The sequence below is a fragment of the Actinoplanes sp. GCM10030250 genome (assembly GCF_042666575.1).
Lineage (GTDB): Bacteria > Actinomycetota > Actinomycetes > Mycobacteriales > Micromonosporaceae > Actinoplanes.
In genome coordinates, this window is the sequence record NZ_JBHTDO010000059.1 from 22111 (window position 1) to 36166 (window position 14056).

12 protein-coding genes are annotated in these 14056 nt (G+C 69.9%); 10 read left to right on the forward strand and 2 right to left on the reverse strand.

Features of this window, described 5'->3' with window-relative positions; translation table 11 throughout:
- Nucleotides 1-22 precede the first annotated feature (22 nt).
- Together groL and groES are read right to left on the reverse strand one after the other, a co-directional pair.
- Entirely contained in the window at nucleotides 23-1672 is a 1650-nt protein-coding gene (gene groL, locus ACFQV6_RS42250) for a chaperonin GroEL (protein ID WP_378033367.1), read from the reverse strand.
- Between the two features lie 72 nt (nucleotides 1673-1744).
- On the reverse strand, nucleotides 1745-2059 hold the full coding sequence (gene groES / locus ACFQV6_RS42255; RefSeq protein WP_092548647.1) for a co-chaperone GroES: 315 nt from the start codon (nucleotides 2057-2059) through the stop codon (nucleotides 1745-1747).
- Nucleotides 2060-2274: 215 nt separating this feature from the next.
- On the opposite strand from groES, the gene ACFQV6_RS42260 reads away from it, so the two are divergent.
- The 10 genes from ACFQV6_RS42260 to ACFQV6_RS42305 all read left to right on the forward strand — a co-directional run bounded on the left by ACFQV6_RS42260 (nucleotide 2275) and on the right by ACFQV6_RS42305 (nucleotide 14018).
- Nucleotides 2275-3462, forward strand: coding sequence for a methyltransferase domain-containing protein (locus ACFQV6_RS42260; protein WP_378033368.1), 1188 nt, complete (start codon nucleotides 2275-2277; stop codon nucleotides 3460-3462).
- A gap of 52 nt (nucleotides 3463-3514) precedes the next feature.
- Nucleotides 3515-3997: a Cys-tRNA(Pro) deacylase gene (gene ybaK, locus ACFQV6_RS42265; RefSeq protein WP_378033369.1), complete on the forward strand. Its 483-nt coding sequence runs from the start codon at nucleotides 3515-3517 to the stop codon at nucleotides 3995-3997.
- Between the two features lie 342 nt (nucleotides 3998-4339).
- Nucleotides 4340-5452: a sugar ABC transporter substrate-binding protein gene (locus tag ACFQV6_RS42270; protein ID WP_378033370.1), complete on the forward strand. Its 1113-nt coding sequence runs from the start codon at nucleotides 4340-4342 to the stop codon at nucleotides 5450-5452.
- A gap of 169 nt (nucleotides 5453-5621) precedes the next feature.
- Nucleotides 5622-6425, forward strand: coding sequence for an ATP-binding cassette domain-containing protein (locus ACFQV6_RS42275; protein WP_378033371.1), 804 nt, complete (start codon nucleotides 5622-5624; stop codon nucleotides 6423-6425).
- Nucleotides 6422-7678: a sugar ABC transporter permease gene (locus ACFQV6_RS42280; protein ID WP_378033372.1), complete on the forward strand. Its 1257-nt coding sequence runs from the start codon at nucleotides 6422-6424 to the stop codon at nucleotides 7676-7678. Before ACFQV6_RS42275 ends, ACFQV6_RS42280 begins: the two co-directional genes overlap by 4 nt.
- 31 nt (nucleotides 7679-7709) lie before the next feature.
- Nucleotides 7710-8888 (forward strand): ROK family protein, encoded by a 1179-nt coding sequence (locus ACFQV6_RS42285; protein ID WP_378033373.1) that lies wholly within the window; start codon nucleotides 7710-7712, stop codon nucleotides 8886-8888.
- A 52-nt stretch (nucleotides 8889-8940) separates the two neighbouring features.
- The gene (locus ACFQV6_RS42290) at nucleotides 8941-9882 is read left to right on the forward strand and encodes a hypothetical protein (protein ID WP_378033374.1); all 942 of its coding nucleotides are present in this window, start codon (nucleotides 8941-8943) and stop codon (nucleotides 9880-9882) included.
- Complete coding sequence (locus ACFQV6_RS42295) at nucleotides 9882-11327, forward strand: insulinase family protein (protein ID WP_378033375.1); 1446 nt, start codon at nucleotides 9882-9884, stop codon at nucleotides 11325-11327. Before ACFQV6_RS42290 ends, ACFQV6_RS42295 begins: the two co-directional genes overlap by 1 nt.
- 28 nt (nucleotides 11328-11355) lie before the next feature.
- Nucleotides 11356-12300 (forward strand): hypothetical protein, encoded by a 945-nt coding sequence (locus ACFQV6_RS42300; RefSeq protein ID WP_378033376.1) that lies wholly within the window; start codon nucleotides 11356-11358, stop codon nucleotides 12298-12300.
- Nucleotides 12297-14018 carry a M16 family metallopeptidase gene (locus ACFQV6_RS42305; RefSeq protein ID WP_378033377.1) on the forward strand — a complete coding sequence of 574 codons (1722 nt, stop codon included), beginning with the start codon at nucleotides 12297-12299 and terminating at the stop codon, nucleotides 14016-14018. The genes ACFQV6_RS42300 and ACFQV6_RS42305 overlap by 4 nt, the downstream gene beginning before the upstream one ends.
- Nucleotides 14019-14056: the final 38 nt, after the last annotated feature.

The window sequence follows — 14056 nt, forward strand, 5'->3', positions numbered from 1 at the left end:
CGATGTCAGTACCGCCCGCGGATCAGAAACCCGGGCCGTGCTGGTGGCCGTGGCCACCGTGGCTGTGCCCGTGCCCACCACCGGCGGCCGGTGCCGCCTCGGCGGGCTTCTCCACGACGAGGCTCTCCGTCGTGAGCAGCAGACCGGCGATCGAGACGGCGTTGGAGACCGCGTTGCGGGTCACCTTCACCGGGTCGATGATGCCGGCCGCGGCCAGGTCGACATACTCGTCGGTGGCGGCGTTGAGGCCGTGGCCCCAGCCCAGCTCGTTCACCCGGCCCACCACGACGTAACCATCGTGGCCGGCGTTCTGCGCGATCCAGCGCAGCGGCTCCACCAGCGACTTGCGGACGATCGAGACGCCGATGGCCTCTTCGCCGGTCAGGCCGAGACCGCCGTCGAGCTCCTTGGCGACCTGCGCCAGAGCGGCGCCGCCGCCGGGGACGGTGCCCTCCTCGACCGCTGCCTTGGTCGCCGCGATGGCGTCCTCGATGCGGTGCTTGCGCTCCTTCATCTCGACCTCGGTCGCGGCACCGACCTTGATCACCGCGATGCCGCCGGAGAGCTTGGCCAGCCGCTCCGAGAGCTTCTCGCGGTCCCAGTCGGAGTCCGACGCCTCGATCTCCTTGCGGATCTGCGCGACCCGGTCGGAGACCTCCGCCGACTTGCCGCCACCGTCGACGATGGTGGTGTTCTCCTTGTCGACGACGATCCGCCGGGCGCTGCCCAGCGACTCGAGGCCGACCTGGTCGAGCTTGTAACCGAGCTCGGGGGCGATCAGCTCGCCACCGGTCGCGATCGCCAGGTCCTGGAGGATCGCCTTGCGGCGGTCACCGAAGCCGGGCGCCTTCACCGCGGCGACCTTGATGGTCTTCCGCAGCGAGTTGACCACCAGGGTGGACAGGGCCTGGCCCTCGACGTCCTCCGCGATGATCAGCAGCGGCTTGCTGGTCTGCAGGACCTTCTCCAGCAGCGGGAGCAGCTCCTCGATGCTGGAGATCTTCTGCGTGGTGATGAGGATGTGCGCGTCCTCGAGCACCGCTTCCTGCGACTCGGCGTCGGTCACGAAGTTCGGCGAGATGAAGCCCTTGTCGAACTGCAGACCCTCGGTGACCTCGAGCTCGGTGTGCAGCGCCGAGCCCTCCTCGACGGTGATGACACCGTCGCGGCCGACCCGGTCCATCGCCTCGGCGATCAGCTCGCCGATGGTGGCGTCCTGCGCCGAGATGGTGGCCACGTTGGCGATCGCCTTGTGGTCGTCGACCTCGACGGCCTTGGCCAGAAGGGCCTTGGAGATGGCCTCGGCGGCCAGGTCCATGCCCCGCTTGAGGCCGATCGGGTTGGCGCCCGCCGTCACGTTGCGCAGGCCCTCGCGGACCAGCGCCTGCGCGAGCACGGTGGCCGTGGTGGTCCCGTCACCGGCGACGTCGTTGGTCTTGGTCGCCACCTCTTTGACGAGCTGAGCACCAAGGTTCTCGTACGGGTCGGTGAGCTCGATCTCCTTGGCGATGGTGACACCGTCGTTGGTGATCGTGGGCGCACCGAACTTCTTGTCCAGGACGACGTTGCGACCGCGCGGCCCGAGGGTGACCTTGACCGTGTCGGCGAGCGTGTTGACGCCGTGCTCCAGCAGGTGCCGGGCGTCGTCCGAAAAGCTGAGAATCTTCGCCATCTATGGTCCCTTCACGCACCGGCGCCCTGCCCCGAGTCATCGGAACAGGGCGCAGGCGCAATCAGTTAGGTCTTACTTCTCGATGACCGCGAGGACGTCGCGGGCGGAGAGCACCAGGTACTCCTCGCCGGCGTACTTGACCTCGGTGCCGCCGTACTTCGAGTAGAGGACCACGTCGCCGACATTGACGTCGAGCGGGACGCGGTTGCCCTTGTCGTCGATCCGGCCGGGGCCGACAGCGAGGACAGTGCCCTCCTGCGGCTTCTCCTTCGCGGTGTCGGGGATCACGATGCCCGACGCCGTCGTGGTCTCAGCCTCGTTCGCCTGGACCACGATGCGGTCCTCGAGCGGCTTGATCGCAACCTTGGTCGCGGTAGTCACGGGCATACCCTCCTGGGTACAGGTTTGCCGGCCATGAACCAGGCCGGTCTGATGCCTCATGCCACCGGGCGGGGCCGTCGTCGCGGGTGCCGGTCCGCCTGGTGCCTAACCGCCGCGGACGGGCCGGGCGGCTGGCACCCTCATGTTGAGAGTGCTAACCGGAGACTATGCCGGAACTAGCACTCCGTCAACCAGAGTGCCAACCTGTCACGCCAGGGAGAATGCCTGGTGTGACACCTGAGTTGCTCTTGAAGTTACGGACACCGGAAGGGGCGGAAGCCCTGGCAGCAGCGGCCGGGATGAGCGAGCGTGAGCCGCTCGCCGCCGCCTCGGCCATGCGGGCCCGGGGCGTCGGCGCGGAGCTCGCCGCGGCCGCTCTGACCCAGGCTAGTTTGCGCGGGCGCGCGGCGATGAAGTTCGGCCCGGACGCCTCCCGGATGTTCTTCACCCGGGCCGGTCTGGAGCAGGCGACGCGTGCGGTCGTTGCGGACCGGCGGGCGGCGCGCCTCGCGGCCGCGGGCGTGCGGACTCTCGCCGATCTGGGTTGCGGGCTGGGCTCCGACGCGCTGGCGGCGGCACGTCAGGGCATCGAGGTGTACGCGGTGGACGCCGACCCGGGCACCGCGGCGCTCGCAGCGGCGAACGCGGAGGCCGCCGGGCTCGCCGACCGGATCACCGTGGTGTGCGCCGACGCCACCACCGTCGAGGTGGAGCGTTACGACGCGGTGTTCGCCGACCCGGCACGACGGCAGGCGGGGCGGGGGCGGGTGTTCGACCCGAAGGCGTACTCGCCGCCCTGGGACTTCGTGACCGGCCTCGCCGTCCGGGTGCCGCGGACGGTCCTGAAGCTCGCTCCGGGCATCGACCACGGCCTGCTGCCGCCGGGCGCCGAGGGCGAGTGGGTCAGCGTCGGTGGCGACCTGGTCGAGGCGGCGTTCTGGTGCGGGCCGCTGGCCGCGGTGCCGCGCCGGGCGACCCTGCTCGGTGCCAAGGGCCGGGCGGAGTTGGTCGGCACGGGTACGGACCTCGCGCCCGTCGGCCCGGTCGGTGCGTGGATCTACGACCCGGATCCGGCGGTGGTCCGCTCGCACCTGGTCGCCGAGTTCGCGGAGGCCATCGGCGGGCGGCTGGCCGACCCGTCGATCGCCTACGTCTACACCGACGATCCCGCCGACACGCCGTACGCCCGGCGGCTGGGTGTCACCGACGTGCTCCCGTTCTCGCTGAAGCGGCTGCGGGCCCTGCTGCGTGACCGTGGCGTCGGCCGGCTGGAGATCCGCAAACGCGGCTCGGCACTGGTCCCGGACCAGCTGCGCAAGGATCTCAAGCTGTCCGGGCCGAACGAGGCGGGCCTGGTGCTGACCCGGATGGCGGGGGCACCGGTGGCGCTCCTGACAACAGTGGCGTAACAGGTCGTAATCGGGCGCGCTTCTGGGTTTCGTACCGGAGTAGCGTGCCCGCATGGCCAAGAAAGCGGCAGGTACGCCGGCCACTGTCCTGCTGTCCGCGGAGCGGGTGGCACACACCCTGCATCCGTATGACGTGGCGGCGGACGCGCCGAACTACGGCGCACTGGTGGCGCGGGCGCTGGCGGTCGAGCCGGAGCGGCTCTTCAAGACCCTGATCGCGGAGGTGGACGGGCGGCTGGTGGTCGGCGTCGTACCGGTCACTGGTGATCTTGATCTGAAAGCGCTTGCCTCTGCCGCCGGCGGCAAGCGTGCGGTGCTGGCCGACCGGGCCGCCGCCGAGCGCAGCAGCGGTTACGTGCGTGGCGGGATCAGCCCGTTGGGTCAGCGCAAGCGGCTGCCGACCCTGATCGACGACACCGCGCCCATCCTCGACCTGATGTATGTGTCCGCGGGCCGCCGGGGACTGCAGGTCGCTCTCGCTCCGGCGGATCTGATCCGGCTGACCGGAGCGAGCGTGGCTCCGATCCGCGGCTGAACCGTCGGCCCGATGGCCGAATGGAAAGGTCTGTCCTTAGCGCTTCTGGTCACCTGAGGCGCTGATATTACTTAGCGTTACATGGTGCGACTCCCAGGGAAACTTTCTCCGCTCCTGGTCAGGGCCTTCGGACCTGCCGTGTTGCCGGATTGTTATCCCTCGTTACGAGATAGACCTTCGTTGCGGCTTGTGTTCTCAGCCACCATGGGAATACGTTGCCGGGCACAACAAACCGGTTCCTGATGAAACGCCGTCCCAGGGGAGTACCACTCCCAGGCAGCGCACCAACCCTGACAAATCCGAACCAAGGCCCCGGATTTACCCCCCGAAAGGACATAAGGAATGCGTAAGGGACTGTTCGCTCTTGCTGCGGTCGGCCTGCTGGCTGCCGGAAGCATGGCCGCTTGTGGCGACAACAGCGACAGCGATAGCGACACCGGTAGCGGAAGCGGCACCGGCTCGTCCGCCGGCAAGGTCGGCGTGATCCTGCCCGACACCAAGAGCTCCGCTCGCTGGGCGACCGCCGACCTCAAGTACCTCACCGACGCCTTCAAGGCCGCCGGTGTCGAGGCCGACATCCAGAACGCGCAGGGCGACAAGGCCCAGTTCCAGACGCTCGCGGACGGCATGATCGCCAGCGGTGTCAAGGTGCTGATGATCGTCAACCTGGACTCCGGCACCGGCAAGGCCGTGCTGGACAAGGCGAAGCAGACCGGTATCGCCACCATCGACTACGACCGCCTGACCCTCAACGGCGGCGCGGACTACTACGTGTCGTTCGACAACGTCGAGGTCGGCAAGCTCCAGGGCCAGGGCCTCATCGACTGCCTCGCCGAGAAGAAGGTCACCAAGCCGGTCGTGGCGTACCTGAACGGCTCGCCGACCGACAACAACGCCACCCTGTTCAAGGAGGGCTACGACTCGGTCCTCAAGCCGAAGTTCGACTCGAACGAGTTCGTCAAGGGCCCGGACGAGAACGTGCCGGACTGGGACAACACCCAGGCGGGCACCATCTTCGAGCAGCAGCTCACCACGAACAAGAACATCACCGGTGTTCTCGCGGCGAACGACGGTCTCGGCAACGCGGCCATCCAGGTGCTGAAGAAGAACAAGCTCAACGGCCAGGTCCCGGTGACCGGCCAGGACGCCACCGTCCAGGGCCTGCAGAACATCCTCGTCGGTGACCAGTGCATGACGGTCTACAAGGCCATCAAGAAGGAGGCCGACGCGGCCGCCGAGCTGGCCATCGCGCTGGCCAAGCAGCAGGCGCCGACCACCGCGACCAGCACCGTCGTCGACCCGGAGTCGAAGAAGGACGTCAAGTCGGTCCTGCTGAAGCCGGTCACGATCACCAAGGCGAACGTCAAGGACGTCGTCACGGACGGGTTCGTCACCAAGGAAGAGCTGTGCACCGCGGACTTCGCCGCGAAGTGCACGGAGGCCGGTATCAGCTGACCATCGGTCAGCTGAAGTTCCGCCTGCACCGTAACGGCTGAGGACGGCGCCGCCCACGTTCGCGTGGGCGGCGCCTGGTCGGTTGCGACAGCCCCTCCGCAGTCGGCGAGCCACGACGAGGTGGTGGCGCCCACGACGAACCCGGTCACCGAATAAAGGAGAACCATCCGTGGCCGCGACACCCCTTCTGGAGCTGCGCGGGATCGACAAGAGTTTCGGTCCCGTCCAGGTCCTTCACGACGTCGGTCTCAACGTCTACCCCGGCGAGGTGACCGCCCTTGTCGGCGACAACGGCGCCGGCAAATCCACGCTGGTCAAGTGCATCAGCGGCATCTACACCAGCGACGCGGGCACGGTCACCTTCGAGGGCAACGAGGTGGCGATCAGCAGTCCCCGTGACGCCTCCGCCCTCGGTATCGAGGTCGTCTACCAGGACCTCGCTCTGTGCGACAACCTGGACATCGTCCAGAACATGTTCCTCGGCAGGGAGAAGAAGACCGGCGTCGTCCTCGACGAGGACACCATGGAGGAGATGGCCGGGGAGACCCTGCGCAGCCTCTCGGTGCGCACCGTCAAGTCGCTGCGCCAGCTCGTCTCCAGCCTATCCGGCGGCCAGCGGCAGACCGTGGCTATCGCCAAGGCCGTGCTCTGGAACAGCAAGGTCGTGATCCTCGACGAGCCGACCGCCGCCCTGGGCGTCGCGCAGACCGCACAGGTGCTCGAGCTGGTCCGCCGGCTCGCCGACAACGGTCTCGGCGTCGTGCTGATCTCGCACAACATGAACGACGTGTTCGCCGTCTCGGACCGGATCGCGGCGCTCTACCTCGGCCGGATGGCGGCCCAGGTGAAGGCGTCGGAGGTCACCCACTCCCAGGTCGTCGAGCTGATCACCGGGGGCCGTAGCGGCAACCTCGGCCTGCCGCCCGAGAAGCCTTCCGACTTCGTCGACATCACGCCCGGAGACGACCAGTGACCACTACCACCACCACGGCGGGCGGCATCCAGGCCGTCAAGCCCACGGTCAGCAGCCACGTCCGCGACTACTGGGCCCGGGTGCGCGGCGGCGACCTCGGCACGCTTCCGGCCGTACTGGGACTGATCGTCCTCGGTCTGATCTTCGGTGTCGCGCGCAGCGACACGTTCCTCAGCGCGCTCAACTTCGCCAACCTGTTCAACCAGAGCGCCCAGGTGGTCTTCATCGCCATGGGCCTGGTGTTCGTGCTGCTGCTCGGCGAGATCGACCTCTCCGCCGGTTACGCCAGCGGCGTGTGCGGCGCGGTGATGGCCATCCTGCTCACCAACAAGGGCATGGATTGGTACGTAGCCATACCGGCCGCCATGATCACCGGCATCATCATCGGCTTCTCGATCGGCCTGCTGGTGTCCAAGCTCGGTATCCCCTCGTTCGTCGTGACGCTCGCGGCCTTCCTGGGCTTCCAGGGTGTCCTGCTGACCCTGCTCGGCGGCGGCAAGAACGTCTCGATCACCGACGAGTTCACCCGCGCCCTGAACAACGACAACCTGTCGGTGCTCTGGAGCTGGATCTTCACCATCGCCGCCGTCGTCGGTTACGCGGTGGTGCAGCTCAACCGCTACCGCCGTCGTACCAGCCGGAAGCTGATCACCGACCCGATCGGCATCGTGCTGCTGCGCATCGCCGGCCTCGCGGCGCTGCTGATCCTGGCCACGCTGGTGCTCACCCAGGAGCGCGCGATCAACCCGGCGATCAATTCCCTCAAGGGCGTACCGATCGTCGTCCCGCTGATCGCGGTGTTCCTGGTCCTGTGGACCTTCGTGCTCGGCCGCACCACCTACGGCCGTCACGTCTACGCGGTCGGCGGCAACACCGAGGCGGCCCGCCGCGCCGGTATCCCGGTCGACCGGATCCGCATCTCGGTCTTCGTCATCGGCTCGTTCATGGCGTCGATCGGCGGCATCCTCGTGGTCAGCCGGGCCAGCTCGGTCGACCCCAACACCGGTGGCAGCAACATCCTGCTCTACTCGGTGGGCGCCGCGGTCATCGGCGGAACCAGCCTCTTCGGCGGCAAGGGCAAGGTCATCAACGCCGTGATCGGTGGCGCCGTGATCGCGGTCATCGACAACGGCATGGGCCTGATGGGCTTCAGCTCCGGCCAGAAGTACATCTTCACCGGCCTGGTGCTGCTGGCGGCCGCGAGCGTCGACGCGCTCGCGCGGCGCAGAGCCTCCGCCACGGGAAACCGATGAACGACGCTTCGGAGCGGGGGACGGTGCGCTGATGCGTGCCGGCCCCAGCCAGGAAGAGGTACGCCGGTACAACCTCGGGACACTGCTGCGTTACGTGCACATGCACGGTGCGACGTCCCGGGCTGAACTCACCAGCCGGCTCGGCCTCAACCGCAGCACCATCGGGGCACTCACCGCCGAGTTGATCAGCGCTGGTCTGGTCACCGAGGCGGTGCCACGCGAGACCGGACGGGCCGGGCGACCATCACTTGTCGTCCGGCCCGAGTCGGACAAGGTCTTCGCGTACGCGCTGAGCATCGAGGTGGACCGGCTGCGCGCGGCGCGGGTCGGGCTGGGCGGGCGGATCCTGGAACAGCACGAGACCGAACGGCCGCCCGGGATGAGCGCCGACGACGCGGTGCAGCCGCTCGCCGGGTTCATCCGGGACATGCGCGCCGGGGTGCCGGCTGACGCCAAGTGCGTCGGCAGCGGCCTGGCCGTGGCGGGCATGGTGCGGCGCCAGGACGGCATGGTCCGTCTCGCACCGACCATCGGCTGGGTCGAGGAGCCGGTCGGTGCGGCGCTGCGGGCCGAGCTCGGGAACTCCGGCCGGCTCAGCATCGGCAACCACGCCGACGTCTGCGCGCTTGCCGAGCATGCCCGCGGTGCGGCGGCGAACTGCGACAACGTCATCTACCTCTACGGCGACGTCGGCGTCGGGGCCGGCATCGTGGCCGGCGGGCGCCGGGTCACCGGGCACGGCGGATACGGCGGCGAGGTCGGCCACATGGTGGTCAACCCGTACGGCCGGCCGTGCTCGTGCGGCTCGCGCGGATGCTGGGAGACCGAGATCGGCGAGCACGCGCTGCTCCGGCTCGCCGGCCGGGCGGACAGCAGCGGCCGCGACATGGTCCTCGAGGTGGTCGACGCCGCGATGCGCGGTGACAGCCAGGCCCAGCACGCGCTGCGCCAGGTCGGCGACTGGCTCGGGTTCGGCGTCGGCAACCTGGTGAACATCTTCAACCCGGAAGTCGTGATCTTCGGCGGCACCCTGCGCGACGTCTACCTCGGTGCGGCCGCCCAGATCCGCAGCCGGCTCAACGCGGTCGGATTGCCGGCCTGCCGCGAGCACGTGCGCCTGCGTACCCCGGAACTCGGCACCGACGCGGCGCTGATCGGCGCCGCCGAACTCGCCTTCGAACATCTGCTGGGCGACCCGCTGGTGTCCTGATCGTGACATCCCCGCAACGCCTGTCCACTCGCGAAGATCTATGCTGCGCGCCATGCTCCCGCGTCAGCCAGTCCTGGACCCGGCGGCCGCCTACCCGACGATCGCGACGCTTCGTGCTGCCCTGGACGCGAAGGACTGGGCAGCCGCCCGCGGGCTGCTCGACGCGGCCCCACCGATGGAGCGCACGCTGCTGCTGCGAGCCTGCGCCGACCGGGAGGGAACCGAGGACTTCCTGCGCGCGACGGCGGCCGCGGATCCGGCCGACGGAGCCGCAGCGGTCCTGCTCGCCCAGCGGCTGATCGCCACCGGCTGGGCGGCCCGGAACAGGTACTTCGGGCGCAAGCAGGGCACAGCTCTCCGGGAGCGGCTCGTGGAGGCCGAGTCGATCCTGGTGACGGCGGTCTCCCGTACCCCCGAAGACCCCGCAGTCTGGACCGCACGTCTCACCTCGGCCCGCGGCCTGGAACTCGGCGTTCCCGAAGCCCGGCGCCGCTACGACCGGCTCGCCGAAGCCGATCCCCATCACCTGCCCGGCCAGGGTGAGTTCCTGCAGCAGCTGACACCGCGCTGGGGTGGTGCCTGGCCGGACGCGCACGCGTTCGCGCGAGCCGCGACGGAGGCCGCGCCGATCGGTGCGCACAACGCTGTCCTGATCGCTGAGGCGCACCTGGAGCAGGCCCTGGCCGACGGTGGTGGCACCGCGTCGGGAGCCCGGCGGCACCTCGCCTCGGACGCTGTCCTCGCCGAGGTCAGCGCGGCTGCCGCACGGTCGGTCCAGCATCCCGGCTTTCAGCGTGACCACGGGTGGGTGCAGGTGCTGAACACCTTCGCGATGACCTTCTGCCTCGCCGGCGAGTTGCGGACGGCCAAGACGTTGTTCGACGCGCTGAACGGTTTCGGAACCGAATATCCCTGGCACTATCTCGGGGACAGCGCCGCAGGGGTGATCCGGTCCTATCGGATCCGGACCTCGTTCGTGCGTGGGGGAAGCTGATGATCCGGCAACTCGAGGTCGACGGTGTGCCGGCGCTGCTCGCGCCGGTCGGCGGGACGACGCACGCCGGACTGGTCTTCCGGGTCGGGCTCGCCGACGAGCCACTGGCCCGGCGAGGCATCACCCACCTCGTTGAGCACCTGGTGATGTACGGCCTCAACGACGGCTTCGACGACGCGGAGAGCCACCGCAACAGCAAGGTGGGTATCGAGCACACCTACTTCCACGTGCAGGGTTCCGCCGAGCGGATCGCCGCCTTCGTCACCGGGATCTGCGCCGCCCTTCGCCGGCTGCCCACCGAGCGGATCGACGCCGAGAGGGAGATCCTGCGCGCCGAGGCCGCGGACCGGGTGGGTGACCCGCTGCCGCGGTGGCGGCACGGCGCCCGCGACTTCGGTATGCCCAGCTATCCCGAATGGGGTCTGGGCGGGCTCGGCGCCGACCATCTGAACGAGTGGGTCGCTCGGTATTTCACCAGGGAGAACGCGGTGCTCTGGGTGGCCGGTCCGGCGATTCCGGAAGGGCTGCGACTGGACCTGCCGGAGGGCGAGCGGCAGCCGGCCCCGGCGCCGTCGTCGGCCCTGGCGGTCACACCGGCCTGGTTCGCCGGCTCCGGCACCGCTGTGGCGTGGGACACCGTGGTACGCCGAGAGGCACGCGCCGCGGTCTTCGCCAACGTGCTCGAACGTCAACTGCACCGGGATCTGTGCCTGCGCGGCGAGATCGCCGGGACCGTCCGTACCGAGTACCAGCCGCGGGCCGGGCGGACCGCGCGGATCACGGCGTACGCGGACCCGCTGCCGGAACGGGCGGGCGCGGCGCTCGGCGGGATGATCGACGCGCTGGCCGCGATGCGTGCCGGGCGGATCGAGCCGCAGGACGTGGCCACCGTGGTCGAGTTGACCTGTGCCGGGCTGCGGCAGGCGGAGCGGCGTGGCGGCCGGTTGCCGGGGCAGGCGTTCAACGTGCTGGCGGGGCTGAGCGTACGAGGTCTCGACGACGCGGTGACCGAGGCCAGCGCGGTCACGGTGGCGGAGGTCGCGGAGGTGGCGGCGTCGGCGTACGAGTCGGGGCTGCTGATGACGCCGGCCGGGACGAGCGCCGACTGGGGCGGCTATCCGACAGTCGCGCTGCGAGGGCCGGCGGCGGTGTCCGGGCGTACCGTGCGGGCCCGCGGAAACCGCAACCTGCGGCTGGTGCACGGCGACGAGGGGATCAGCCTCGTCGAGGGTGAGACCACCACAACCGTCCGGTACGACGCGTGCGCCGCGCTGCTGGCCTGGCCCGATGGCGGCCGCCGGCTGGTCGGTGACGACGCCGCCACGGTACGCCTGGAGCCCGCCCTGTTCCGTGGCGGCGCCGCCCTGGTGGACGAGATCGACGCCCGGGTGCCGGCGCGGGCGCGGATTTCCGAAGCGATTGAGGCCGATATCACCGATGCGTAACGAGTGATCGACCCTTATGCTGCGCGCCATGTCCCAACCCACCGACGTGGTGCTCGACCGCGCCGCCGCGTACCCGGAGACCGCGGCGCTCAAGAGCGCGCTGGCCCGCCGTGACTGGCCGGCCGCCCGTGCCCTGCTCGACTCCGCCGGGCCGATGGAACGCACCGGGCTGATCAGCGCCGTCTGCGAGGAACAGGGCCTGGAGGATCTCCTGCGCTCCGTTCTCGCCGCCGATCCGAAGGACGGCGCCGCATCCGCACTGCTCGGCAGCCACCTGATCGACGTCGGCTGGAAGATCCGGACCGGTGCCAGCGCCCAGTACGTGAGCGAGGAACAGTTCAACGCCTTCCGTGACTGGCTGCGCAAGGCCGAGCAGGTGCTGATGGACGGCGCCGCGTACAACCCGAAGGACCCGGCCATCTGGACGGCCCGGATCACCTCGGCCCGCGGCCTGCAACTGGGCCTGGCCGAGAGCCGCCGGCGGTACGACCGGCTGATGACCGCCGACCCGAACCACCTGCCCGGCCAGCTCCAGCTCCTCCAGATCCTCTGCCCCAAGTGGAGCGGCACCTGGGAGCAACTGCACCAGTTCGCCCGCGAGGCGATGGCGGCGGCACCGCCCGGCGGCCCGCACGGGCTACTGGTCGCGGAAGCGCACATCGAGCACGTCTTCGACGGCAGCAACCGGGCCGACATGCTCGGCTACCTCTCCGACGAGCAGGTCCGCGCGGAGATCTACCAGGCGGCACAGCGGTCGATCTGGCACCCCGAGTTCAGCCGCGGATACGGCTGGCTCGAAGCCCTCAGCACGTTCGCCCTGCTCTTCATGCTGCTCGACGACCAGCGCGCCGCGGCGTCCACCTTCACGGCCCTGGGCAACCTGGGCACCCGCCGCCCGTGGACGTACGTGAACGAGGACGTCGTCACCCAGATCCAGCAGGCCCGGGCGTGGGCGTTCGGAGGCAAGAAATGATCACTCAGCTGGACGTCGACGGGATACCAACGGTCCTCGCGCCGACCACCGGGCCGATGCACGCCGGCCTGGCCTTCCGCGTCGGGTTCGCCGACGAGCCGCTGGCCAAGCGGGGCATCACCCACCTGGTCGAGCACCTGGCGCTGCACTCCTTCGGGGTGGCCGACTACCACTACAACGGTGCCACCGGCGTGGAGTACACGTTCTTCCACATGCAGGGCGCCGAAGCGGACATCGTCGCCTTCCTGAACGGCGTCTGCACCGCGCTGAACGACCTGCCGATGCACCGGCTCAGCACCGAGAAGGAGATCCTGCGCACCGAGGAGAACGGTCGCAGCGAAGGACCGACCGAGGCGCTTGCTCTCTGGCGGCACGGCGCCCGCGACTACGGCGTGGTCACCTACCCGGAGTGGGGCCTGACCGGCATCACCCCCGACGACCTCCGGGCCTGGGTGGCCCGCTACTTCACCCAGCAGAACGCCGCGCTCTGGATAGCCGGCCCGGCCGTGCCGGCCGGGCTCAAGCTCACGTTGCCGTCCGGCTATCGGCAGCCGGTTCCGGCGCCGTCGTCCGCTCTTCCGGTACGGCCGGCGTACTTCTCCGGGCCGTCGAACGTGGTCGCGTGGAACTCGGTGGTGCGCCGGGAGACCAAGGCCGCGGTCTTCTCCGGGGTGCTGGAACGGGCACTGTTCCGCTCGCTGCGCCAGGAGAGCGGTCTCTCCTACACGGTCGCCTCCAACTACGAGCCCCGCGCCGACGGCTCCGCGGTCATCTCCGCCTTCGCCGACGCGCTCCCCGAGAAGCAGGGTGCCGTGCTCGGCGGTTTCGTCGACGTGCTGGCAGCGGTACGGCTCGGCGTGATCGACCCGGCTGAGGTGACAACTGTCGTCAACCAGCGGTGCGAGGAGATGACGCACGCCGAGGAGAACGGCGGGCGGCTGCCGGGGCAGGCGTTCAACGTGCTGGCGGGGCGTCCGATATTGACCCTCGAAGAGGCGCTCTCCGAGCTGCGGGCGGTCACCCTCGCCGACGTCGTGTCGGTGGCGGCGTCGGCGTTCTCGGACGGGCTGCTGATGACGCCTGGGCGGACCGGTGCCGACTGGGCCGGGTACGCGGCGGCACCCAACTCGTCCGAGCAGGTTGTTCAGGGTACGGCGTACCCCTCGCTGGAGGACCCGGCGCTCAGCCTCGTCGCGGGGGAACGCGGGGTCAGCGTGGTGGGGGACGGGTCGGCGGCGACCGTGTGGTTCGACCAGTGCGCGGCGGTGCTGACCTGGCCCGACGGTGCTCGGCGGTTCGTCGGGCACGACGGGATTCAGGTGAGCTTCGAGCCGACGCTCTTCGCCAACGGGCACGCTCTGGTGCCGGCGCTCGACGCGCGGGTCCGGCCGGAGCTGCGAACGCCGATGCCACCGCGCGACGCCGAGCGCATCCCGGTGCCGCGACCGCCGGACCAGCAGGCGCAGGGGTACGGCGAGAACGCGGCAAAGGAGGAGGAGTCGGAGGGCGGCGGGACTGCGGGTGCGGTGGTCCTGCTCGTGCTGCTGTCGCCGATCCTGGTGTTCACCGCCCTGCTCACGGTGATCATGCTGCTGTCGGCGGTGGTCGACAGCGAGGACACCGGTGGCGAGGTCATCCTCGGCCTGTCGTTCCTGTCGGTGGCGGCTGCCTGCGGGTACGGCGTCTACCGGGCGATCCGCCGCCTGCGCAACCGCTGAGCCCGCCCACCGCCCGCCCACCGCCCGCCCGCCGGCCG